This window comes from Photobacterium obscurum, assembly GCF_026191635.1.
Lineage (GTDB): Bacteria > Pseudomonadota > Gammaproteobacteria > Enterobacterales > Vibrionaceae > Photobacterium > Photobacterium obscurum.
This window is the reverse complement of record NZ_JAKRRW010000019.1, coordinates 14,685-39,643: the sequence shown is the minus strand read 5'-3', so window position 1 is coordinate 39,643 and position 24,959 is coordinate 14,685. Positions and strand designations below refer to the sequence as shown.

Annotated in this window: 14 protein-coding genes; 6 read left to right on the top strand and 8 right to left on the bottom strand. The window is 48.3% G+C overall.

Translation table 11 applies throughout. From position 1 onward, the window contains the following. Positions 1 to 546 precede the first annotated feature (546 nt). On the top strand, positions 547 to 1,176 hold the full coding sequence (locus tag MD588_RS19550) for a LysE family transporter (protein WP_265699339.1): 630 nt from the start codon (positions 547 to 549) through the stop codon (positions 1,174 to 1,176). Positions 1,177 to 1,256: 80 nt separating this feature from the next. Here MD588_RS19550 and MD588_RS19545 read toward each other — a convergent pair whose 3' ends face one another. Next, complete coding sequence (locus MD588_RS19545; protein ID WP_265699338.1) at positions 1,257 to 2,942, bottom strand: NAD-dependent malic enzyme; 1,686 nt, start codon at positions 2,940 to 2,942, stop codon at positions 1,257 to 1,259. An 87-nt stretch (positions 2,943 to 3,029) separates the two neighbouring features. Further along, positions 3,030 to 4,217 carry a dicarboxylate/amino acid:cation symporter gene (locus MD588_RS19540; protein ID WP_265699337.1) on the bottom strand — a complete coding sequence of 396 codons (1,188 nt, stop codon included), beginning with the start codon at positions 4,215 to 4,217 and terminating at the stop codon, positions 3,030 to 3,032. Between the two features lie 393 nt (positions 4,218 to 4,610). Between MD588_RS19540 and MD588_RS19535 the strand changes: the two genes are divergently transcribed. After that, complete coding sequence (locus MD588_RS19535) at positions 4,611 to 5,510, top strand: LysR substrate-binding domain-containing protein (protein WP_265699336.1); 900 nt, start codon at positions 4,611 to 4,613, stop codon at positions 5,508 to 5,510. Between the two features lie 88 nt (positions 5,511 to 5,598). On the opposite strand, the gene aspA is transcribed toward MD588_RS19535, so the two are convergent. Then, positions 5,599 to 7,029 carry an aspartate ammonia-lyase gene (aspA, locus tag MD588_RS19530; protein WP_265699335.1) on the bottom strand — a complete coding sequence of 477 codons (1,431 nt, stop codon included), beginning with the start codon at positions 7,027 to 7,029 and terminating at the stop codon, positions 5,599 to 5,601. Between the two features lie 820 nt (positions 7,030 to 7,849). Between aspA and MD588_RS19525 the strand changes: the two genes are divergently transcribed. Beyond that, positions 7,850 to 9,154 (top strand): anaerobic C4-dicarboxylate transporter, encoded by a 1,305-nt coding sequence (locus MD588_RS19525; RefSeq protein ID WP_265699333.1) that lies wholly within the window; start codon positions 7,850 to 7,852, stop codon positions 9,152 to 9,154. A gap of 143 nt (positions 9,155 to 9,297) precedes the next feature. Here MD588_RS19525 and MD588_RS19520 read toward each other — a convergent pair whose 3' ends face one another. The 4 genes from MD588_RS19520 to MD588_RS19505 all read right to left on the bottom strand — a co-directional run bounded on the left by MD588_RS19520 (position 9,298) and on the right by MD588_RS19505 (position 15,360). Next, on the bottom strand, positions 9,298 to 10,587 hold the full coding sequence (locus tag MD588_RS19520; RefSeq protein ID WP_265699332.1) for a dicarboxylate/amino acid:cation symporter: 1,290 nt from the start codon (positions 10,585 to 10,587) through the stop codon (positions 9,298 to 9,300). Between the two features lie 350 nt (positions 10,588 to 10,937). Beyond that, entirely contained in the window at positions 10,938 to 12,350 is a 1,413-nt protein-coding gene (locus tag MD588_RS19515) for a sigma-54-dependent transcriptional regulator (RefSeq protein ID WP_265699330.1), read from the bottom strand. A 7-nt stretch (positions 12,351 to 12,357) separates the two neighbouring features. After that, positions 12,358 to 14,058 (bottom strand): transporter substrate-binding domain-containing protein, encoded by a 1,701-nt coding sequence (locus MD588_RS19510; protein WP_265699329.1) that lies wholly within the window; start codon positions 14,056 to 14,058, stop codon positions 12,358 to 12,360. A 192-nt stretch (positions 14,059 to 14,250) separates the two neighbouring features. After that, positions 14,251 to 15,360, bottom strand: coding sequence for a M20 family metallopeptidase (locus MD588_RS19505; protein ID WP_265699328.1), 1,110 nt, complete (start codon positions 15,358 to 15,360; stop codon positions 14,251 to 14,253). A gap of 180 nt (positions 15,361 to 15,540) precedes the next feature. Between MD588_RS19505 and MD588_RS19500 the strand changes: the two genes are divergently transcribed. The 3 genes from MD588_RS19500 to MD588_RS19490 are packed head-to-tail and all read left to right on the top strand — an operon-like array spanning position 15,541 to position 20,660. Then, positions 15,541 to 16,539, top strand: a complete 999-nt coding sequence (locus MD588_RS19500) for an ATP-grasp domain-containing protein (RefSeq protein WP_265699326.1) — start codon at positions 15,541 to 15,543, stop codon at positions 16,537 to 16,539. Beyond that, positions 16,536 to 17,993: an ATP-grasp domain-containing protein gene (locus MD588_RS19495; RefSeq protein ID WP_265699325.1), complete on the top strand. Its 1,458-nt coding sequence runs from the start codon at positions 16,536 to 16,538 to the stop codon at positions 17,991 to 17,993. The genes MD588_RS19500 and MD588_RS19495 overlap by 4 nt, the downstream gene beginning before the upstream one ends. A gap of 9 nt (positions 17,994 to 18,002) precedes the next feature. Continuing rightward, positions 18,003 to 20,660, top strand: a complete 2,658-nt coding sequence (locus MD588_RS19490) for a M14 family metallopeptidase (protein ID WP_265699324.1) — start codon at positions 18,003 to 18,005, stop codon at positions 20,658 to 20,660. A gap of 99 nt (positions 20,661 to 20,759) precedes the next feature. On the opposite strand, the gene MD588_RS19485 is transcribed toward MD588_RS19490, so the two are convergent. Next, positions 20,760 to 24,785: an AsmA family protein gene (locus MD588_RS19485; RefSeq protein WP_265699323.1), complete on the bottom strand. Its 4,026-nt coding sequence runs from the start codon at positions 24,783 to 24,785 to the stop codon at positions 20,760 to 20,762. Between the last annotated feature and the right edge of the window lie 174 nt (positions 24,786 to 24,959).

Here is a 24,959-nt window from a genome sequence, read left to right as displayed (position 1 = left end):
CGTGTAAGGTATTTTAGTGAATTAGTCTCAGTATTATTAAAGTCTTATAATGATAATTACTTGTAAAAAATGTTGCGGTTATTGCTGGTGGTGAAATTTATATAAGTTAAAACAGAGGCTTGTCGTCGAAACATAACTCTTGTTAAATGACTTCGAAATAGATTGTTTTGCAGGCGGTTTGTGTGTCAAGTGTGCATATTGGTGCCATATATGCTTAATGTCTAATGATATTGCTGCATATTAAATATGAGTGATTTATATTTACAGAAACATTTAGCCAGGAAATATAAATTTTTGGTGTTTTGCTTTTCAATACTGAGATTTTGAAGGTTAACAGTGAACATTAATTATCTAATAAGTTAATTTTTAGATTTAATAAACGACGTTCACTTTGATTGTCTTAATACGAGATATGGTTTTTTATCAAGGAAGAAACTTAACAGCTAGCTTTCAATTCTGCTTGTCTAGTTATAAATTAAAGCTAACAAAAAAGTACTTATTTATAGTGGTGTACTACTGAACTAGCGTATAAGCAGGTTTATCAAGATGGTGAATTATTTAGAAGTGGCAGCCCATATCATAGTGATCTGGACACTAGCGGCAATTACACCGGGGGCGAATGTGATATTAACCATGAATACGGCACTGCGCTTCAAGCGTCAGCTTGCGGTTTGGTCTGCATTGGGGGTGAGTGCTGCTGTAATGGTGTGGGGAGCGTTGGGGGCATCTGGAGTCTTGATTATCCTAAAGACATTTCCCTGGCTTTTCACTGTGATGAAAGTGTTGGGCGGTTTGTATCTGCTGTACCTCGGACTGTCACGCATTATCGCTGCTCGCAGACAGAAAAAGTACAGTAAGTCGATCGATGATTATTCCTGCCAACTCTCTCCGATACAGTTATTCCGACTATCGTTTGTGACCAGCCTGCTGAATCCCAAAACGGGTTTGTTTGTTGTCAGCTTGTTCTCGGTGGCATTGCCGGCTTCAATGACCGTAGTGCTATCGTTGATGAGTATGATGTTGATGGGAATGATCACCCTGATCTGGCACTTATTTTTGGTCGTCGTATTTTCAAAACCATCGGCGCAGCAGTTATATCAAAAATCATCACATATGATTGATTATCTGACAGGGGGCCTATTTACTCTGTTTGGAATTAAAATGATCAGTAGTTAGTTGGTTCCTGCTCCGTGCTGTTAGCCCTCCAAGTACTTGGGGGACTAACAGCCTTAAGGAAACAAGCTAGCGCTCACTGGCTATAATGCGGTTCGCTTGTATTTCAAATATTCTGGTTCCCAGAAAGTACTTTCAATCTTTTCAAGCAACTGTTCATCTGTTCGTTGCGGCGCTGTCTGTTGCTCTATGGCTTTCTTGGCCACTGCTAATGCAATATGGCGCGATACCTGATGAATTTCTTCCAGTGGTGGCAATAAGTTCCCTTCCCCGAACTGGGCAAGTGGCGAGCATTCCGCCAGGGCCCGGCTGCTTGCCATGAGCATTTCGTCGGTGACGCGGGTGGCGCCACTGGCAAGCACTCCCAAACCTATACCCGGGAAGATGTAGCTATTGTTACATTGGGCAATAGGGAAGGTTTTGCCATCAAATATCACCGGCTCGAACGGGCTGCCGGTCGCAATCAGAGCATTGCCTTCTGTCCAGCGCAGAATATCCGATGGCGTTGCCTCGACGCGGCTGGTCGGGTTTGACAGTGGCAGCACAATTGGTCGACTGCAGTGGGCGTGCATTTCTGATATGACTTCTTGGCTGAATAGGCCCGGTACACCGGAAACACCGATCAGCACCGTTGGTTTGGCATGGCTGATTACATCCAGCAGGGAGATGCTACCGGTGCTATTCCACGAACTGACCGAGGCAGTTTTCTGGGTAAGCTTCTGCTGGAAACTTAGCAGGTTCTGCATGTCATCAGTTAGCAGACCCCAGCGGTCGACCATAAAGATACGTTCGCGTGCAGCGCTGTCACTTAGTCCTTCGGCAACCATTTGGGCAATAATGGCTTCGGCAATCCCGCAACCGGCTGAGCCTGCTCCGACAAAGGTGATCCGCTGCTCAGAAAGGCGTGAGCCGGCAGCCTTGCAGGCAGCAAGCAAGCTGCCGACGGTCACTGCGGCTGTCCCCTGAATATCATCGTTAAAGCAACAGACTTTATTTTTATATCGATTGAGCAACGGCATGGCGTTCTTCTGGGCGAAGTCTTCGAACTGGATCAGGGCATTAGGCCAGCGGCTTTTTATGGCCTGGATAACCTCTTCGACAAAATCGTCATACTCTTGCCCTGTAACACGCGGGTGACGCCATCCCATATACATCGGATCAGATAAAAGCTGGGTATTGTTGGTGCCAACATCAAGCACAATAGGTAACGTGTTGGCAGGGTTGATCCCACCACAGGCGGTGTATAGTGCTAACTTGCCAATGGGAATCCCCATCCCTCCGATCCCCTGATCGCCGAGTCCCAGGATCCGCTCGCCGTCGGTTATCACGACAATTTTTACGTCCTGGCGGGCAGCGTTATTCAGGGTATCAACCATATTGCCGCGCTCGGGATAGGTGAGAAAAAGGCCTCGGCCGCGACGGTAGATGTTCGAAAATTTTTCACAGGCTGCGCCGACCGTCGGGGTGTAAATGATCGGCATCATTTCTTCGATATGATTCTCGATTAGGCGATAGTAGAGAGTCTCGTTAGTGTCCTGGATATTGCGCAGGAAAATGTGTTTATCCAGATCGTTACTAAAAGTCTGGAACTGGCTGTAGGCTCGCTCTTCCTGCTCGGTAATACTTTCGATTGTTGCCGGGAGCAACCCTATCAGGCTGAAGTTCTGCCGTTCCTCAAGGGAAAAGGCACTGCCTTTATTGAGCAGGGCATTTTCAAGCAGGGTAGGACCGGCATAAGGAAGGTAAAGTGTTTTGTTGTTTTCGTACATGTTGCTGTGAATCCTATTTTCAAACAGTAAGAGCTGCCCGAAAACAGCTCTTATGATGCGGTTAACAGAGGTGAAAGCGGGGTGGGGTTAGATGGCATCCTCCACGGGTACCAATTCACCTTCGACTTCTTCTGGGGAGCTTGAAACTTTGTCAATCAACATGGCGATGACGCCATCGCCGGTGACATTACAGGCCGTACCGAAGCTGTCCTGGGCAAGGTGAAGGACGATTTGCAGGGCAATCATTTCTTCGGTAAATCCCATCATAGAACCTAGCAGGCCAACCGACGCCATTACGGCACCACCCGGCGCACCTGGTGCTGCCACCATAGTGATGCCTAGCATGGCGAGAAATGGCAGTGCCTCAAGCAGGCTAGGTACAGGGCCCGCTCCGGTCATGATGATGACGGCGACAGCGACACTGGCGATACTGATCACTGAGCCTGACATATGGATGTTGGCACAAAGCGGTACGACAAAATTGGCAATGGATTTCGAGACGCCATTACGTTTGGTTTGCTGCAGGGTAACCGGCACCGTAGCCGCAGAGGACATAGTACCGACGGCAGTAAAGTAGGCCGGCATCATTGTACGTAGAATTTTTAATGGTGAGCGCTGCAGAGCAACACCTGTGGTTACAAACTGGAAACTCAACCAGAACCAGTGCATCGCCACAACGGCAAGCAGTACGAGACTGAAGGTTTGCAGGGTAGCAAACACAGTGCCTTTAACTGTCATATCGGCAAATACGCCTGCAATGTAGAACGGCAGAGCCGGGATCATCACTTTGTTCAGGAACATTTCAATGATGTCACGTCCCTGATCGCTGACCTTTTTAAGCTGATCGGCACCCGTATTGGAGATACCCAAACCAAACAGGAAGGCCACGGTCAAAGCCGTCATGATGTTCATTATCGGCGGGATCTGAAGCGCGAGAAACGGAGTGAGAACGGTTTTGGCTTCAGGCAGTTCACCGGCACCGCTGAGTAAGATAGGAAACAGGCTTTTGGCAACCAAAAAAGCAAGAATACCTGCGCCTAATGTTGACATGTAAGCGAGGCCCACTGTTTTCCCAAGCAACTTTCCAGAGTTTTTGGGGAGGCTCGCAATGCCGCTGGTGACATAGAAGAGGATGAGTAAAGGAATGGTAAATGTAATTAACTGACTAACCAAAAATTTAGCAGTGATTAGTCCTCGAACTATTACTTCTGGAGCAAACATACCCATTAGTATGCCTATTAATATTCCACACAATAACTTAATTATTAAGTTCATCTTATTGACCTTTAATTTATTAGGATACGAGTTTCTTATAATTATATATTGGCTTATTTTTACTTTGGGTTTAGCTATTAACATTAAAAACAAGTTGTATTCAGTCAAACTATTGTTTAGTTAAACGAAAAGACAGATAAGTGTTAAAAATGTTACTAGCCGATAGTATGGTGATATGTATAGCTTGTGAAATGCTTAAAAAAATGGCTTGATTATAAAAAAGCATCGGGTAGATTTGGGGCTTTGTGATCAGCTTAATAGACAATTGTTAATAATTGATTGACCCTTAGTGCAAGCAATATATAGCCTATAATTATCACTGCAATCACTGATGTTTTGTATTGAATTATTTAGGAATGATAACAGCTGTATAATTATTATTGAGAAAGATTAATGAAAAATATTGAAACAAAATGGCTAAAAGACTTTCTTACTCTTGCTGAATTGCAAAACTTCTCTCACGCAGCTGCTGTTCGTAATGTTACCCAACCTGCATTTAGTCGTCGAATTAAATCGCTTGAAGCCGAGCTAGGTTTAGTATTGATCGATCGTAGTAAATCACCAATTGAACTTACTCTGTGTGGCAAGCAGTTTAAGACCACGGCCCATTCGATACTTTATCAATTAGATGAAGAAGTTAACCGGTTGGCGGGCAGCTCTTTCCACGGCCGGCATACCGTGCGGTTAAGCGCCGCACATTCAATAGCGATTAGTGTGCTGCCTCAGCTACATTCATGTTTGTTCGATCCCAAATTGAACACAAGCCTATCTGTTGATGCGAATGAAGTGGACGATGCAGTCGAACTACTCATCGATGGCAAATGCGACTTTTTGTTTTCTTTTTATGAAGACAGGCTGCAAATTGCGCCTTACCGTTCAATCCATCTCGGTCGTAGTTATCTGTATTGTGTCTCTGCGGTAGATGACAGCGGAAACCCGCTTTTTGATCTCGCGACCAATGATAACGTCCCATGTTTGGACTACACACCAGAAAGCTATATGGGCAGAGCATTGCATCGTGCTAATAGCAAACTTACGCCTAATACTGTTTGTACATCGTCGATGACTGATTTTATTAAAGCGTTAGTCTTACAAGGTAAGGGAATAAGTTGGCTTCCTGACTATGCGATAAAGCAAGAATTAGCTTCTGGCCAGTTGAAAATATTGACTGAGCGGGAGCCTGTTCCATTAGATTTATATGTTTACCGCTATTATTCGAAACTGCATTCATCATGCGAAGCAATGTGGAGTGAATTAAGTAAAATAGGTCCGATCATCGAAGGTGGGATCTAATGATAAATATCATATAACTAATGGTGTTTATTTTTTAAGTGAAACTTATATAGAAAAAAGGGCTAGAAACTAGCCCTTTTTTTCAATTTTAGCTATACAACTTAGCTTTGTATTCAGGGTGCATTAGGTTTTGCACCGAGAAGATTTCGTCCAGTTGCTCTTCTGCAATCAGATTACGCTCCAGTGCAACTTCTTTAACACTGCGGCCAGTTTCTGCACAGATTTTACCGACAATGTCACCTTCATGGTGGCCAATGAACGGGTTCAAGTAAGTAACTATACCGATAGAGTTGAAGACGAAGTTTTCACATACGTCTTTGTTCACTGTGATGCCTTTGATGCACTTATCAGCTAGGTTGATACAGGCATTGTTCAGTAGTTCAATTGACTCAAAAATAGCCTGGCCAATAACAGGTTCCATCACGTTAAGCTGAAGCTGACCCGCTTCTGCAGCAAAGGTAACTGTGGTGTCGTTGCCGATCACTTTAAAGCAGACCTGGTTGACGACTTCAGGAATTACCGGGTTAACCTTGGCTGGCATAATTGATGAACCAGCTTGCATTTCTGGCAGGTTCAGTTCGTTAAGGCCAGAGCGAGGCCCAGAAGAAAGCAGGCGAAGGTCGTTACATACCTTAGATAGTTTGACTGCCAGGCGTTTTAGTGCCGCGTGAACGGTAACATAGGCGCCACAGTCAGACGTTGCTTCGATAAGGTCTTCTGAAGGTACACAGTCTAGGCCTGTTGCTTCGGCAAGGTACTTAACAGCCAGCTCCTGGTAGCCTTGTGGGGCGTTAAGGCCGGTACCGATAGCTGTTGCACCAAGGTTAACTTCCAGAAGAAGTGAAGCGGCATATTTCAGGTTCTTGATTTCTTCTTTAATCAAGATGCTGAATGCATGAAACTCTTGTCCTACCGTCATTGGTACGGCATCTTGCAGCTGAGTTCGGCCCATTTTCAGGATATCTTGGAACTCGTCGCTTTTCGCATCAAAGGCTGCCTGTAGATGCTCGATTGAATCGATCATTTTGATAATGCTGTTATAGACAGCAACACGGAAGCCTGTTGGGTAGGCACAGTTGGTTGACTGGCTCTTGTTCACATGATCATTAGGGTTGATGATGTGATACTCGCCTTTATCGTGTCCTTTTAGCTCAAGGGCTACGTTGGCGATAACTTCGTTGGCATTCATGTTGACAGAGGTACCAGCGCCGCCCTGATAAACATCAGAGATAAACTGATCCATGCATTTTCCGGTTTCAAGGATCAGATCACACGCCTCGACAATGTGCTGGCCAACATCGCTTGGGATAGTACCCAGTTCCATGTTAGCTTTTGCGGCCGCTTTCTTGGTATAAACCATGCCGCGAACAAACTCAGGTACATCAGAAATCTTCATAGAAGAGATATTGAAGTTTTGATAAGCACGCAGCGAATGGATTCCGTAATAAGCCGATGCTGGGATTTCTAGTTCACCGAGTAGATCTTCTTCAATACGTACCTTATTAGCATTGTCGAGCATAGCTGTTTCCTTAATTGACAGTGAAATGACACCGACACAATGTTCCTTTTATTCCACAAAGTGAAATGCTTAAAAGTAAGCAACAATGCTTTTATTGCATAGTGGCATCTGTCTATTGAAATTGTTCGTAAATCATTGTTGGCATTATGTTTTTTTATTTTACCTTCCTTTGAGATGCTGAATGTTGCTCACAGAATTAATTATGTGATTGGGGTAGAGGTTTGATGTATTACAAATACACACATTGTTATTTAGTTTGCGAACTGATGATGCCTTTTTCATCAAGCATTCATGTGTTCAGTTATTGTAATGTTGGTAGTGGATGTGCTTTTTGTTTATTTTTTGGTGCTCAGGTTGTTATTTGGTTTTGTTATTGATAATGAAGGGTTGTCATTTATTGTTTTAATGAATGTTCAGTGATCTGTGTAGCAGTATTCCTATGCTGATTTCGCATGACAAGATTAATTTGGGCATTTCAATCAATGCGGAAAGTTAAGTAAAGTCTCTATTAATTAGACAGGTTTAAGATTCATTACTAATAAAATGGATGATATCCACCATTACTTATAACTATATTTGTTTTCTACATGCTTTATTAAATTGAGCTATTCTTTCTCGACGTTGTTTCTTCGTAAAGGTTTACCATGTCAGGTACGAGTATTTATTAATACTATCTAGAGGTAGTGTTTTCTATTGCCAGATAAAAACCTATTAAAAACGAGTAAGTATTTTCTTAATCCTGTATGCACGTCATTACTTTGCAATTCAGTTTAATACTGATGTTGCAATAAAAATATAAAACTAAAGTGAAGGACTTATTATGTTATTACTGGAAATTATTTTACTGCTGGGGTGTATTATACTTGCTGCCCGTTTAGGAGGGATTGGTGTCGGGCTTGCCGGTGGCGTGGGGATGGTTATCGCCGTCTATATTATGGGCCTCTCACCCGGCGCAATACCGGTTTCGGTTATTTTGATTATCATGTCGGTTATTCTTGCCTTGTCTGTTATGCAACAAGCCGGTGGTATGGGGTACATGGTTCAGTGTGCCGAGAAGATGCTGCGCAAGAATCCTAAATATATCAATATCCTTGCACCTGCCACAACGTTTGTCTTAACTACTCTTGCAGGCACAGGTTACACAGCGATGTCGGTTCTGAACGTGATTCAGCAGGTCGCTAAAGATAACGGTGTTCGCCCTAGCCAACCGCTAAGTTCGGCGGTTGTCGCATCACAGATTGCAATCACGGCATCACCTATTTCTGGTGCAACTGCAGCGATGTACGTGGTGGTCGAAAAAATGGGTGTTAACTTCTTTGATGCTATTTGTGTCATTTTGCCTGCGGCATTAGTGGGTTCTGCTGTTGCAGCCTTTATTGCCAGTAAGCAAGGTGTAGAACTGGCAGAGGATCCTATTTATCAAGAGCGTGTGAAAAAAGGCTTGGTAAACTTTAGCTCTGAGGAAGAAAAAGCAGCAGAGCCAACACCAGAGGCTAAACGTTCCGTAATGCTTTTCCTTGGTGGTGTAGTATTTATTGTCTGTATGCTGATGTTTAAATCAGTCATTGGCCACACGTTAGGCTCTAAAGATATTATTGTTATTACCATGTTCTTTATTTCCTTCGTCATGGCGATGACATGTAAAGTGCAGCTAAGCGATATTAAGCATGCTCCAATATTTAAGGACGGTGCTGAATCTCTGATTGTTATTCTTGGTATTGTTTGGTTGAGCTCGACAATTATTGGTGCCCATATCGGTGAAATCAAAGAAGTTGCAGGTGGTGTACTGAGTGACTATCCAGCATTGCTTTCAGTTGTATTTTTCGGCACCAGTGCCTTGCTGTTTAGCCAAGGTGCAACCAGTGCGTTGTTGGTACCTATTGCCGCGACACTAGGTGTTGACGCCGGTACGATTTTGGCTAGTTTTGTTGCGGTCAGTGCGCTGTACATGACTAATATTTACCCGACGACGGCTTTTGCAATTGCAACTGATGATACTGGTTCATTCTTGAGCAACCGCTGGAACGGCTCGCTGATCATTAACCACCCATTCTTCCTGCCGGGTATGCTGGGGATTGTGAGTGCGGTACCTGTCGGCTTCTTCCTGGCGGGGATCTTCATCTAATCATCGATACATAAAAGTGACGGAAATGAAAAAGGTCAGGAGGGTGTTCCTCCTGACCTTTTATTGTCTCTGTGCAGCAGCATCCGGCGGTGACGGCAAGGTTGTCACTGAATTACCGGAGTAACTAAGCGAGCAATATAGGCTTATGCTGCTTCTTCGCTGGTACGGTTATATACCTCACCTGTGCTGTTATACACTTCGGTATCCAGCTCGTTTTCGCTACGACCTACCAAGATAGATACCATCAGATCGCCACAGACGTTTACGCTGGTACGTGCCATATCAAGGATACGGTCGATACCGGCAATGATGGCGAGTCCTTCCATCGGTAAGCCGACGGTTGTCAGTACCAGTGACAGCATGATCAGGCCGGCACCAGGAACGCCCGCAGTACCAATAGAGGCTAAGGTCGCGGTCATGATAATGGTCAGGTAATCTGCAAATGCCAGATCAATCCCGAAGGCCTGAGCGACAAACAGTGCCGCAACGCCTTGGTACAGTGCCGTACCGTCCATATTGATGGTAGCGCCAAGCGGCAGAACAAAGCTGGAGATCCCTTTGGACACGCCCATTTCTTCACGTGCACACTTGATGGTTGCCGGCAGGGTACCAGAGCTGCTGGTGGTGGTGAAAGCAACTGCCGCTGGATTTACCAGACCTTTGATATAAGGGATTGGATTCAGACGGCCAAATACCTTGATAACGCCAGAGTAGAACACGAGAACATGAAGCAGGCTGCCGATGTAGGCAACGGCAATAACCTTGAATAGCGGTAACAGGATGTCCATACCATATTTACCGGCAACCCAGGCCATCAGACCGAAGATGCCGTAAGGAGCAAGCTTCATAACCAGCTCGGTCAGTTTGTACATCGCTTCGGCCAGGCTATCGAAGACTGCAATGGCTGGTTTGGCCTTTTCGCCGCATAAGTTCAGGGCTATCCCCAGACCCAGAGCGAAGACAATGATTTGTAGGATATTACCGGCTGCCAGTGCGCTAATAGGGTTTTTCGGGATCAGATTAAGAATGGTTTGCACTAGGGTCGGCGCTTCTTTTCCATCAGTTGCAGCGGCGGTTGCTGCCATATTCAGGCCTTCCCCCGGAGTCAGCAAGGTTGCCAGGCCCAGGCCGATACTGATGGCAACGGCAGTGGTACCAAGATAAATCGCAACAGACTTCACACCAATACGACCCATCTTACGGGTATCTTGCATCGAAGTGACCCCCACAACCAGCGAGCAGAAAACCAGAGGGACAATCAGCATCTTGATTGCGTTGATAAACAGGGTGCCGATAGGTTTGAGCAGTTCTGCATCTGGCCCCAATATGCTGCCGGCAATTACGCCCAGTACCATACCGACCAGAATTTTCTTCCACAGGGCAAGGTTGCCCCAAAAGCCACGTTGGCTTTGCGTCACTTGTGCTTGTTCCATGTTATTTCCTTGTCCGTTTGCTTATGTTGATTGGTAGAACCGAAGATGGGTTACTACCTGTATCTTCTTGTATGTAATACGTTTAATAAGCGGCTGAACGGGTGTTATCCCCCCTGTGCCTAGGTATTAATAGAGCAAGCTTGATGCCAATTGTTATAACTTTGTTTATATGATTGATTTGTAAATAAAAATTCATTGTTGTTGAGGGTGGTTGTTTGTAGCGAAGGGGTATAACCAAAGGAATAAGTTACCGGTGTGAGTTGTATGTTACTTATTTGTGATCAGTAACTTATCTTATATTACCTAGGTTATAACTTTTCGTTTGGTTATAGGGGTTTAACAAACATCGTTTATAAGGATTGAGCTTTTTTAAGCCGTTTGCTCAAGGCTGGCTGTGAGATCCCCAGTAACTTGGAAGCTAGTGACTGGTTGCCCTGTGCGCGGAGCATGGCCTCGTTAACAAGCAGATCACCGACCTCTTGTAGGGTGGGTAGTGGTCGTTCCGGGTTGAATAGCATGTGTTCGGCATGCGACTCCGGTTCTGGCGCCGCTGTATCTTGAGCCAGTACGCGACGAAACACCTCCATCGACAACATTCGCGAGCGGTGCTGGCTCATTGCATCAAAGGCGAGGGCACGTAATTCACGGACATTACCAGGGAAGTTGTAGTTGGCCAGCAATACCGGCAGCTCCTTGGGGATTGTCGGTTTGTTTTTACCGAGTTCATTGGCTGCCTCCTGAAGAAAGTGCTCGAGCAATAACGGAATGTCATCGTTGCGCTGGCGCAGGGGCGGGATATCTACACGGTGGGTTTTCAGTCGGTAATAAAGATCTTTGCGAAAGTCTCCGTCTTTTTGTTTCTGCGCCAGATCCTGATGGGTGGCGACGACGACTCGTGCCCGAAGGCGTTTAGGTCTGTCACTGCCCAACGGGTAGTACTCGCCTTCCTGCAGTAGCCGAAGAAGTTTTACCTGCGAGGCTTGGCTTAAGTCACCAATTTCATCAAGAAACAGGGTACCGCCCGCTGCCTGTTCGATGAGTCCGGCCCGGGCTTTATCTGCCCCTGTGAATGCGCCGCGATGGTGACCAAACAGGGTATCGGCAAAAACATTGTCATCTAGCCCGGCGACATTAACGCTGATCAGTGATCCCGAGCGGTTGCTAAGGGCATGGATGGCCTTCGCAATCAATTCTTTACCGACCCCGCTTTCGCCGCAGATCATCACTGGCTGGCTGCTGGGAGCTACAGATTCCAGGTACTGGAACACCGAGCGCATACCCTTGTCTTCGGTAATAATTTGCGAAAAGGCTTCGGGGTGTTCAAGGGTATCGGTGAGGAAACGGCGGCGCAGTTCCTGGTTCTCCAGACGCATTTCCTGCATCAGGATAGCGCGCTTGATCCCTTCGATGAGCCGATCTTCTTCAGTTGTTTTGACAAAGTAGTCATAGGCTCCAAGGCGAATACAGTGTACCGCGGTTTCGAGCTGGTTCAGACCACTGATAATAATGACCCCGATCTCCGGGTATTCTTCGACAATTTGCTGTAGCAGAACTTCACCTGAAACGTTGGGCATGGTCAGATCCAGTAGCACCAGACCGATATTTTCCCGCGCAATTATGCCCATGACATCGCGGCTGTCCTGGCACTGGAATATGTGGTTGATCCCTCCCCGACGTTCAAGAACGATACTGAGGCTGCGCAGGAAAGCGGGCTCGTCATCGACCAGCAGTACGCCAAATGAGGGATAGCGGTTGATATTCATGAAAATGTTATTCCTTTATAGCAGGCAGCGAGAGCGTCACACAGGTGCCTTGTTGAAGTTTAGAGTCATAGGCCAAGGTGCCCCCGTGTTCTTGGACGATACTGAAAGAGACTGACAGCCCAAGGCCGGTGCCTCCCTGCTCGCGCTTGGTTGTGAAGAAGGGATCGCTAAGGTGAGGCAGGTGCTCGGGAGCAATTCCCCGTCCCTGGTCGCAGATCTCAAACTTCAGCATGTTTTCCTGAGCCAGATAGAAGGTGCGAACCGAAATACCGCTGTTCGGATTTTCTAGTGCCTGGCAGGCATTGATGATGAGATTGATCACCACCTGTTCGATACGTTGGGCATTACCTTCGAAGCATGGCAGGTTCGGGGCGTACTCAACGTTAAAATGCTGGGTTGATTTCGCAATGGTGTTGTCGACCAGCCGAATGGCGGTCGCGACGACATCATTGAGATCGACTTTGTCAGTGAGCTCGGTCGGCTCCTGGCGGGCAAAATCTCTCAAGTCATCAACGATCCTGCGGATCCGGTGGGTACCGGTTAGCATGTCATCAAGCATCGGCGGGATCTCATCGCGCATTCGGCTATATTCCAGCCCGCCGATAAGAAAGTCACCGTGTTCCTGATAATGTGCTTCGAGAATATCCTCGGCATCTTGGTAGACGTCCTTCAGGATCGGCAGGTTGAGCAGCAACAGGCTACTTGGGTTGTTGATCTCGTGAGCCACGCCGGAAACCAGGATCCCCAGCGAGGTCATTTTGTCAGCCTGGATTAATTGCTGCTGTTGCAGCTGCTGCTCCTGTGTCCGTCTTGCGACCTCCCGGCTTAGTGCCCGATTCCAGAACATAATGATGCTCAGGATTAACAGCAACAAGGTTGAAATAAAAGCCGCTGCCATCCCAAGCTTTTTCCAGCTGAACCCCTGGCTTTCCAAAGGACCCAGCCACTTGTCATAGAGTGCCTGCTGGCGTCCGGTATTTTTTAGGATTGCCAACCCCTCGCTGAACTGGGCCAGCAGTTCTTGTTTACCTTTTAATACGGAATAGCCGTACATCTGGGCACTGAAAGGTTTACCCGCCGGGATGATATTAGAGAGTTCAAGTACCTTGCCCATGTAGAGGCCGGGCAGATTGGCCACCAGCGCATAGTCATTTTGTCCTGATGCCAGCATCCTCAGGGCATCAGCATGGGTATCGACTAAGATAAGGTTCGCGCCGACATTATTTTGCAATAGATAGTCATGCATGATGCCGCCGTTTTGTACGATGACATCCTTGCCTCTTAACTCACTGAGCTCTGAGATTGTCGGTGATCCTTTGCGGGCAAATACGGACTGGTGGACAACAGCATGTGCCGGTGAAAAGTCGTAATCCTTCGCCCTTGCCTTGGAAAAGACCATCCCTTGCAGTGCGTCAATTTCACCGGTTTCCAACCGTCGACGCATTTCGTCCCACCCGCCCAGCTCAATGTTGACTTTGATCCCCATGACCTCGGCGATGGCGAGGGTAAGCTCGGTATTGTAGCCGTCCGGTTCGCCATCCTCGTTGATAAATTCATAGGGAGGGTAGTTGTGATCCCCGCCGATCCGAATCGTATCACCGTGCGCAGAGGCATTGACGGGCAAAGCGATTACACTCATCAAGTATAGAATTGCGAGCAGAAGGGTATTTCTCAAGCTGGTTTCTGCTGTGGGTGGGGCGGATATCATAGGTTGTCCCTTCAGCTGAACGTGTGATTTTTCAGGTACGTTGTCAGCTTTGTCCTGGATGGCTTTGTTATTGATATTTTATAGATTTGTAGCCAATAGCCAAGAGGTTTAACAAAAGGGAGTGATCCCCCCTCAAGTTAGCTTGAGGGGGAGGGAAATGGTATTGCTGTAAAGAATGAGGAGGAGGTTGCGCTATTGAGGCTGCTTGGGACTAAAGTGGCGGATGACCGCGGTAATTTCGTCGATCCGGCGGCTAAAGCTGCGCTTGGATGCCCGTTCATATTCGGTATGGTCGCCATCACCAAAAGGGCCAAAGCCATCGAGGGTAGGGACTCCAGCCCCAGCGGTGACATTGGCATCACTCACCCCGCCACGCTGTTCGGTTTTCAGCGTATACCCCAAGAGTGCCGACAGGGTATCAACAAGCATTTGTTGTTCCTCGCAAGGCATCATGACATCGCGTTGCAGCCCACCGCTAAGTGAGGTGCTGACGCCTTCTATGCCGTGTTGGTTGATGAGCGATGGTATAGCCTCAAGCACGCGTACTTGCTCTTTGGTGTCGGTAAAACGGGTCTCCACCATAAGTTGGGCATGTGGCGAGATGGTATTGGCCCCTATTCCTCCGTTGATCTTGCCTACGTTTACGGTCGTTCCCTTGTCGAGGTCGGTGAGCTCGGTCAAGGCAATGAGCAACTTGGCCGCTGCAAGATTGGCATTTCTCCCGCTGGTGTAATGATTACCGGCATGGGCTGCGACGCCTTCGAGTTCAACACAGAAAGTGGCGACCCCTTTGCGACCATTGACCACTTCGTGATCTTCTCCCGCGGCTTCGAAATCGAGGCAGGCATCGTAGTTGATCGCGAGCTCTCGAGTAAGGAGCTTACTGTCATCGCTGCCCGTTTCCTCATCGCTGACCAACAAGAAATCGACATTGTTAAGTTGCCCATGTTCGGCATAGACGTTGCGCAGTGCGGATAGGGCGACGAAATTACCGCCTTTCATATCACAGGATCCCGGGCCGTAGATCCACTCGTCGTCCTCCCTGAAACCTTCAAAAGTCTGAGGCGGAAAAACCGTATCCAGATGTCCCATCAGCAACAGACGGGGTTTCTCTTTTTCGATGGTGCTGCTGAAAAGGAGGTGGTTACCGATATGCTTACGATAGAATACCGTTGTCGTCATTTCAAGCTGTTCTAGCCACTCTTGCATCAGCTTGCCATTGGCATCGACGCCTGCTTTATTTTGGGTCCATGAATTCACTTCTATCAATGCTTTTAGATCAGAAAAATCGGGACTTTTCACAACATGATTCCTTCCGCAGATTTTGTGATTGGCAGGGATTCCTTATGGAGAATTTCAACCTGGCTCACTGTTATTAAATATATGCAACAATATGATCTGCAATCATCTTACTACTGTGTTCATCTTGGTTGTATTCTCAAGTGGCATATTTTTGAAGTGCGAGTGATTAAGGAGTAACTCATGCCCAACCACCGTGTCGGTTTATGGATGTATCAAAATTCAGGCGGAACAGAGATAGAGCGGAAGATTGTCGCTCAGTTAAAAGACAGAGATATTGAAGCGATTACTGGGCTGGACTTGAATCATGCCTCGGCACACAACGGCAGTATTTTCTGTAACGGTCATATGATGGATGAGCTTGACCTGTTTTTTTCCTATAACGCTGGTCAGCAGAGCCCGTTTCAGGTGTACCTGTACCAGACATTGAGCAGTATGATCCCGACAATCAACAACTATCCGGCGTTCGAACTGACGGAAGACAAGTTTCGGACGGCACATTTACTTAAGAAACACGGTATACCCACTTCGGATTATATTGTTTGCAACAAGAACAATATTGAGCAGCTCAAGGAACACCTGCGTTTTTGGCAGGGGCAGGCAATTTGCAAACCCGTAAATGGTTGGGGCGGTAACGGGATCATTAAGCTGGAAAGCGAACGCGATTTGGACTTGCTCCATCCTTATATCACCAAACAAAGCTCTCCACAGTTCTACATCGAGCGGGTGATAGAGAATGATTTCAGTGATTACCGTATTGATATAGTCGATAACAAGTTTGTCGCCTGCTACGGCCGCAAAGCCGCTGCGGGAAGCTGGAAAACCAATGTGACCAGTGGGGGCAGTGTTATTAGACGAGAGCCAAGTCCTGAGGTGATTGAGCTAGCTTTGAAAGCGGCCAAGATCACCGGTTTGGAAGTGGCGGGTGTCGACATTATTTATGATATCGAGCATCAGCAATATGTGGTACTGGAAGTCAATGGTATCCCGGCTTTTGCCACTCCGGATCAAGAGCTCGCGGGACTGAATTTCAACGATACCAAGATTTCGTATCTGGTCGACCTTATCGAGCGCACAGTCAGTAAAGACAAAACGGCTGAACTAGACGCCCCTGCCATCGACCTTGCTGCGATGGAGCTTGCAGCAGCTTCCAGCCTTCTTGCTAAGGAAAAAACACTATGAGCCTTTCAATGTCGTCGTTACCCAAGATCGGTATGTTATATCTAGATCATGTGCTGCGCTTTTTTGATAAGTCCAACTTCAAGGGCTGGCCAGATAAGATTGAGCAGGTGGTTTACCACTGGGGGAACGATAAGCAGCGTTTTATTGACGAAGTCAAACGCAAGAAAATTGAGGTGCTGATCGGTAATGTGCCGGCAACGGCGTATGAAACGTTCCGCGAGATTGCCCGTGCTTTGCCCGAGGTGAAGTTTATTCCGTCTTTGGATACCCAGTTCAGCAATAAGTCCAAAGAAAATGTCACGCACTTCTGTGAAAAGTACCAGCTGCCGATCCCGAAAACAAAGATCTTCTATCAGGTCGATGAAGCACTGGATTACATCAACAATACCCAGTATCCAAAAATCGTGAAGCGCTCTTATGGCGCTTCGAATTATGGTGGATACTTTGTTCATAAAGTGGATAGCGCCGAGGAAGCGGTACGCCTGTTTTCCGAGAAGCGTTATTACCCTGCCTATATTCAAGACTTTGTACCGATGAAGGCCGATATTCGGGTAATGTTGGTGGGGCACCAGCCGGTATGTGCTTTTTGGCGCCGCCCTCCCGAAGGGGAGTGGCTGACCAATACGAGCCAAGGTGGCAGTATGGATTACCAGAATGTACCACAGGAGGTACTGGATCTGTCGGTAAGGGCATCTAAAGCGGCCAATGCCGAGTACTGGGCCTGTGATATCGCTGTCAGTACCAAAGATGAATATACCATTCTGGAGTGTGCGACAGCATTTGCCGCCTTCCCGTATATCCGTGACTGGATAGGACAGTATCTGATGTGGCTACTGGCTCCCCAGCATTTCGATAAACCGTATTTTGCCCATAAGAACTGGGAGGAGCTGGGCAAGATTGATGCCTCGCTGCTGCGTACGATGCGTCATATTGCCTTCGGTCATGCCAGCCCATCGACGGATACCGGTGAATATGCACCGGCCGATGAGCAGTATTCGCTGCACCGGACCAATGACATGCATGGTGAAGAATGGCCAAGTGAAGCGTGGAATTTTCAGGGCCGACATCATACAGCCAGCGCGAATCCGTATGAACCTCAGGTCTCTAATCTAGTTGAACAACCAAAGCAACAGTCAGACGTATTAACGCAAGTGCTGCCTCAAGAACGGCAGCTTGATAGCGGGATTGAAGATCATGCCGTACTGGACGATCTTCAAGAACAGCAATCCTTGCCTGCCGATATCCCCGAACCAGAGCAGCTTGTGGCATTCTTCAGGAGCGTAAGGGGAATAGGCCAGACACTGGCACAGGAAATTGTCGATACCCTAGGTGTTGCAGGTGTCTTGCATGTGCTGAACCATGAACCGCAGCAACTCACTACGTTCCGAAATCTGAAGCAGAAAAAACTGGAGGCTATTCTTAGCCAATGGCATGAAAGCGAGCTGGTCGGTTAGGGAACGGTCATGAAGAAACAATATCTGTCTTATCAGGATACGATTGATTTTTTGGCTCAGGCGATGGCTAGGTATCCGAATCTGATCCGGCTGGAAAGCATCGGCGATACCCATGAAGGCCGCCCTATTATGATGGTGACGGTGTCTCAGGATGTCGCCTATGCGGATTTAAAACCGGCTCTGCTGTATTCCGGTACGATTCATGCGCGGGAGTGGATCGGCATCGAGCTGGCGGTGAACTTCATTCAATATCTGCTGGACAATTATCCCAGTAATCCGGATGTGGTTGAGGCACTGACTCGCAACACGTTATATATGGTGCCGTGTTTAAATCCAGATGGCTTTGAATACTCACGCCAGCATTTTTCTTTCTGGCGCAAGAACCGGCGGGATAATGGTGACGGTACATTCGGGGTGGATCTGAACCGTAACTTTGGGATCAACTTCCGTCGTTCTACCGATACCCAGTCGAATATCTACGGTGGCCCGGCGGCATTTTCCGAGCCGGAAACCCAGGCCATCAAGCAGTTCGTCGAAAGCCACCAGAATATCCGAATTGCCTTGGATTACCATTCACAGGGGAATGTGTTCTTCCCCGCCCATAAGTTTAATCATGAGGCGGAAATCGAAGGCACGGACCTTAATATTTTGTGTGCCAATATGGCGCAGGAAATTTATAAGGTCACCCAGCGGCAATATGGTATTCATCGTGGCAAGCCCCCTGCCAACCTGATCCATGGCAGCGGCAGGGAGTACTATTATGACCGCGGGATCTTGTCGACAGTGGTGGAGGTTGGCAGCCGGAATATTCCTGACTACCTGATCAATATGTCGCAGAGTGTCGATGAAAATATCCCGGCTTTGTTGTATGCGCTTGATAGCGCGATCAACTATTCAGACTTGGCACCTAAGCGGCCGGAAAATTTCTCGACGAAAGGCGTGTCGGCCAACCAGGTTGAGTTGGTATGGGATCGCTCGCCGGATGATGACGGTTGTTATTATCAGGTGTACCGCAGTGAGTCGCCGAAGTATCACTGCACCCGAGAAAACCTGATTGCCATAACCTCGCAGAATGAATATACCGACAAGCAGTTGAAATCGGGCCATCGCTATTATTACAACCTGCGCAAGGTTGATCGGGTAAGCCGGATCAAGTCACCGTTTGCACCGGAAGTGAAGATTAAGACCAGCCTCGAAAAGGATGAGTTTGCGTTTACCCTGTTCCCTAAACCCGAGCAGATTGGTTATGTCGGCGAACTGACCCAGACACATAATGCCGAGCACTTTGGTTATAACTCCCTATTTATCGGGGTCAATAAAACCAAGGGCGTATGCTATGGGGTTATTGCTTTCGATATGGACCGTATTCCTTCTGATGCCATCATCAAAGATGCGATGTTTTCTCTGTACCCGATGAATCGGGTTGGGGCGAAAATTGAAAACTATGGCGAATGGTCGGTCTCGATCCTCAATCCGGATGATATCAATCAGATCACCAGCTACGACGATATTCATGCTGCGGCGCCGCTGCAGACGTTAGGCGATGCGATTGATTCGGATCAGCTGACTCAGGGGATCTGGAAGAGCTGGCGTTTTAGTGCGATGGAAAAGCAATTGGTACAGGATCAGCTTGAGAAAGGCCGGTTGCTGCTTCGATTGCAGGGGCCTGATCGCCTGCCGCTGAGCAATGATTCGCAAATGATGCAGTTTGATATTGGCTATGGCCGCTTTGGCGGCGGTATCCATTATCGGCCGAGTCTAGATCTTATCTATACCCGGCGTCCTTATCAGGTGGCACTGGCGGCGACAGATTGTCATACCATCAGCCAGTCCGAGCCGCAGCAAGGTGTATTACGCTGCGGCTTTGATACTGAGGGCAAGACGGTATTCGGTCAGGTTGCCTTTTCGTTGTCCTGTATCAGTGACGACATCGAGATAGTGATCACTCAGGCCTATTTTGTGATTGAGAGCGAGTCACTGCATGGGATCTCGCAGCCGATGCGGTTTACGGTTGAAATAGCCGAGCTTGATGATCTGGATGTCGACAGCGTCAAACAGCGGGAAAAGATTGAGTATCTTGGCTATGAGGTTAGCAGTCAGGAGCTTGAGAAATCGTCACGACAGACGTTTATGTTCGATAGCTCGGCAAGGCAGCATCTGGAGTCGTTCCACAGCGAGAAGAAAACCGTCAATTTAATCATTCGCGCCACATCGGCATCGCGACAGAATGACGCGATAGTGAACTGGCAGCCTTTGGATAGCGATAAGCGCCCGCAGCTGGTGATTGAATATATCGAACGCCGCAAGCAGGCGCTCGATACGCCTCAGGAGCTTCAGGCAACGCTGGAAGATGGTTTGGTTAAGCTGACGTGGGCTAATCCGGATCATCCGGATTTTGTCGGTGCCTATGTGGTACGTAATAGTTTTCACCCACCACGTTCACCGTTTGATGGCGTGAAGCTGTATGCCGGCAAGGACAACTATACTTTCGACCGTTTTGGCAATGCCAACATCCCGAAATACTACTCGGTGTTCAGCTACGACAATGTGCCGAATTACTCGGTGCCGGCAACGCTGAAATTCAGTACCGATGAGGTAACGCCGGTGGTGTATGATGAGTTCGAGCCACAGGATGAAATCGAGAAACGTTACCGCGATGGGGATTAACAACTCGGTTTGACGCTGATAGTCAAAAGCCGTTCGTACAGCACATTTGAACAGTGCGTGCGAACGGCTTTTTTCGTATTGGTGTGCTAGTCAGGTTATTTAACTATTGCCTTGCCAGATCATCTCACACTGTCGGCTGCCGTCTTTGGCGAGCGGCTTTTCGACCAGCCAACGCAGTGGTGATACGACTGGGCTGGTGGTGAAGCGAACCGATGTTTCCAAAATCGCCGAGAGCGGCACCGAGAAGTCAAAGTCTTCGAACTGGCCGAAAATTTCTACCGGGGTTTGCAGGCTGAAAATCTGGGCTTTTTTCGAATGTGGTCTTAGGTACAGCGAAAAGGCCCGGTCGGCATAGCTGGCATCAAACTGACCGTTTACCTGAATACGGGTGGTATCGAGCAGTAGGTCACGCTGCTTCATGGTGCCTTGGTTGATATCCAAACCCGCGGCGACGCAGTTTAGCAGCGACGGATCGTTATTGGTAAAGTTCGGAATAATGGCATCGGTCAGACTGACGGCCCACAGGTCAATCAGATCGGCTTCAAAGGCTTGGGGCCAGGCCGCAAAACCAATAAAGCCGTTGGCATTATTCATCAGGCTGTCGGGCGAGTTAGCCAGGCTAGTCAGGTTGAACTGGGTACTGATCCGGCCATGCATCCCTGTTTCGGGAGCGACGCGCCGTGCCAATATCCCGTAGTCAAAGTTGTTAATATTGCCTTGTAGGCCAATATCGAACATCTCGCCTTGGGATTTGATCTGACTGGTCAGGTTGATATCCCCTCCCGGCAGCTGAATATGCATCGGTTGTAGCTCAAACACACCGTTTTCCAATTGCCAATGTAGCTGACCGGCTCCGAGCCAATCATTCCCCGAGCGTACTTCATCGACGTCAAGCTTAAAGCGTGCATTGGCAAACTCCAGACCTTCAGGGCTGATCACCGGGACGGCTTTGTTTTTGGGAGGATAGTCTTTGGTAGTATCTTCTCCGATCTTACTGTTTTCGCCGGATATTGCAGTGTTACTGTCAGCAGCCCATGCCTTCCAGTCGTTGACCTTGAAATCGTTAAGCTGAATAAACGGCGCATGAAGCGCCAAATCGATTTCCGGTCGGGCATTGGGTTTGAGTGGCGGTAGGACAGTTCCGCTTCCGGTTAGTTTGCTGTCATTAACCTGAACCAGCATATCGCGCAGGTGGTAGCCAAGATCATTGAGCGATAGTTTGGCGGCCAGTGTTACTGGGCCGTATGGCGGTAGTTCTACACCAGTGAAGGCATTGAATCGAGTCAGGCTTGGAGTGAAAGCATCAAACTCGACATTGAGCTGTTGCGGGTTTACCGGTAGCGCAACATTGGAACTGGCATTAAATCGCATATCGCCCAGTGTGACGGCTAAATTGACCGGCATGGTGTCCCGACCGTCATTGGCCTCTTTGAGCGAGATGGAATTGAGTTTGATGGTAGCTGCTTGCCCCCCGGCTTTGCCGGCCAGCTCTAGCCTTGTCGCTGTGTCGGGACCGGTAACAAAGTAACCGTTATCCAGATAGACATCCAAGGCTTTACCTTTATAAGTATCGGCAATGCTAACGGCGCCACCAAACAGGCGGGCATCCACTTCGGTATGTTCCATCAACTCCAGTACAGTTCGTCCAGATAGCGTTACCGCGATCTGGGCGCGTTTCAGGCGCATATCGAGCTCATCGGAGATATCAAACTGCGACAGGATAGCGCCGATATCCGGGTCGTTGACGGCAAGGTTTAGCTTGGCACCAATGGTAGCGGCATCGATATTAAAGGCCAAATCACCCAGATAGCGACTGCCGGCGTAGGAGGCCGAAAATGGTGAGGCGGGCATCTGGCCATTGCGGATCTGTCCTTTGAAGGCCATGCTCTCCATCTGCTGTTTGGCCCATTTCAGTTTGTCGACCTTCAGTGAGATATCGGCATCGGCTATCACAATTTCATTACTAAGCAGGGGAACATCAAGGTTGACCCCTTGCGTCGGTACGGTTTGCTCAACCTGTGGCAGTTCCTGGTCATTGACGAATTGACCGAACTGGGTGAAGTCTAACTGTTGGAAATGACCGTCGAGGATCAGGAACGGGCGGTGCTGATCCGGACGCCAGCGCATCGAGACATCCCCTTGGCTGTGCATCAGCGACAATTTCGGCATGACCAGATCGATCCAGCCGTCCTGGTAGCTGAGCTTGCCGTCGATATTGATGGCGCCGCTGATGTTTGCTTGTGTGCCAAGCCAGGGGCTGAGCTTGCCGGCATCGTTGCTACTGGCAGTGAGGTTGAACCAGCTTCCTTCCTGCCAGCGGGTTTGTTTCAGTAAGCCTTCGGCATTGATCTCGAGCACCGGGCTGGATAAATGGAAGCGTGTCGGCCAGTCATTGCCATTGATAATATCGCCCAATGAGCCTGCATTGGCGGTAATTGTGGTGTTAATTCCCATTAACTGACCACGAATATCGGAACTAAACGGCTGGTTGATCCCGGCTTTCAATCTGGCCTGATCAATACTGAAGCTCGCTTCACTGCCCCATTTTACATTGGCATCGTCGATCGAGAGGGCTATTTCACTGTTTTCCAGCCACTGCGAAAGTTTGGTGCCCTGGGTGGTGACCTTCAATTCGGCAGCGGTTAGGTAGCCCTTGGCATAGGGCATACCAGTTAACCAGCGCGCCATTTCGCCCAGCGGGGAGTCTTTGGCAGCCAGAGAAATATCGACGCTCGAGCTCCACCCTGTTGCATCGATGGTTGCCATACCACGGAAAGGCACTTCAGCGATGTCGGCCGTCATCGGTGCCGACAGTTTGCCCTCTTTACCTTCGACGGCCAGGGATAGGTTTTCTACTGGCGTGCCCAGTCCTTTGATTTCATGAATTGCCAGATCGAGGCGGGTGGTGGTTTTCATCAACCACTGATCCAGTGCCCGTTGTAACGGTGACTGAGCCGGGGCGGCACTGTAAGCACGCATCATCATGGGTTGAGGCGGTTCAGGTTGCAGCCACGGTCGGAGGTCGATCAGCGGGATCGTCAACTCGCCATTGATAGTGTTGTGATCGTCCAGCCTGATATCTAAATAGCCGCTGCCCTGGGTGATCGGGCTGTCGATGGTGAGATCCTGGACTGCAATATGATTGGCCGAGGCACTGACATGGCTGGTAACGCTTAGCGGGGCGATGTGCTTTACATCCAAACCCAGGAGATCTTCTATCGGCTGGGTGTCCTCCCAGTGCAGAACGACATCTGCCTCGGACTGCCCTTGGTGCGGTGGGACTATGTCGGCGGCAATATTAAGCTCGGCGCCGGCAAATACTCCTTTGGCTTGCACGTTGCCACGCTGGTGATTAATTAAGGATTCCAGCTCACCGAAAAGCTCGAGGTTATACTCCTGACCCATCGTTGAGCCTTTGGCGGTGAGTTGCCAATCTGCTCCTGACTCTGGTGACTGCGCCGCATTAGCCGTAGCTTCCTCATCGATAGAGAAGCTGCTGAGCTCCAGGGTCTCTAAATACCAATCAAAGAATTGCCCTTGGCTTTGGTCACTGTATACCAGCGAGATATTCTTAGCCGATATATGATCTTTCAGGTGAAGCTTGAATCCAGAAGCATCTGCTTGCAGGGATGGGTTAGGTGATGCTCCTGCTTGGGTCGGGATCTGGGGCAGAGCAAATATCCAATTGCGCTCGCCATCATAGCTTTTGCCAAGATTTAGGCTGATATCTTCCAGTGCCAGATAGTCAATTTCCAGTGTGCCGTTTAACAGCGGTAAGATTGATATCTTGGCATTGAGCAAACCGGATGTGAGCATAGGCTGCCAGCTGAAGGCGTCAATGTTGGCAATATTGACGCCGCTTAGGCGCACTTCGGGACTGAATGACAGCAGCAGTTTCATGTCACCGTTTATAGTGGCATCACGGTGCAGGTTATCCGATAGCCATTGGTTGATCTGTTCACGGTGGGGGGTGAGATCAAGCTGGATGCCGTAGCCTAGTGCAGCCGTCGCGACTACTACTGGGCTTAGCAGGGCAACGCCTACCCATTTTGTGACTTTTTTTAGAGTAAATCGACGGCGTGGTATCGCCGATTTTGAATCTGTCGATGTTTTTTCTTGGCTCATAAATAAGGGGAGATAGTTACCGTCTGGCGATGATTAATTGACTGGTTTTTAATGATTGGTGTCTATACTCAAACGGCTTCAAGATGCTCTGAATCCTGCATTTTGAAGCCGTTTGAGTATATAGTCTAAGATACCACGAGAGCGGGGAGTGCCGATACGCCCGGAGCGAGAAAT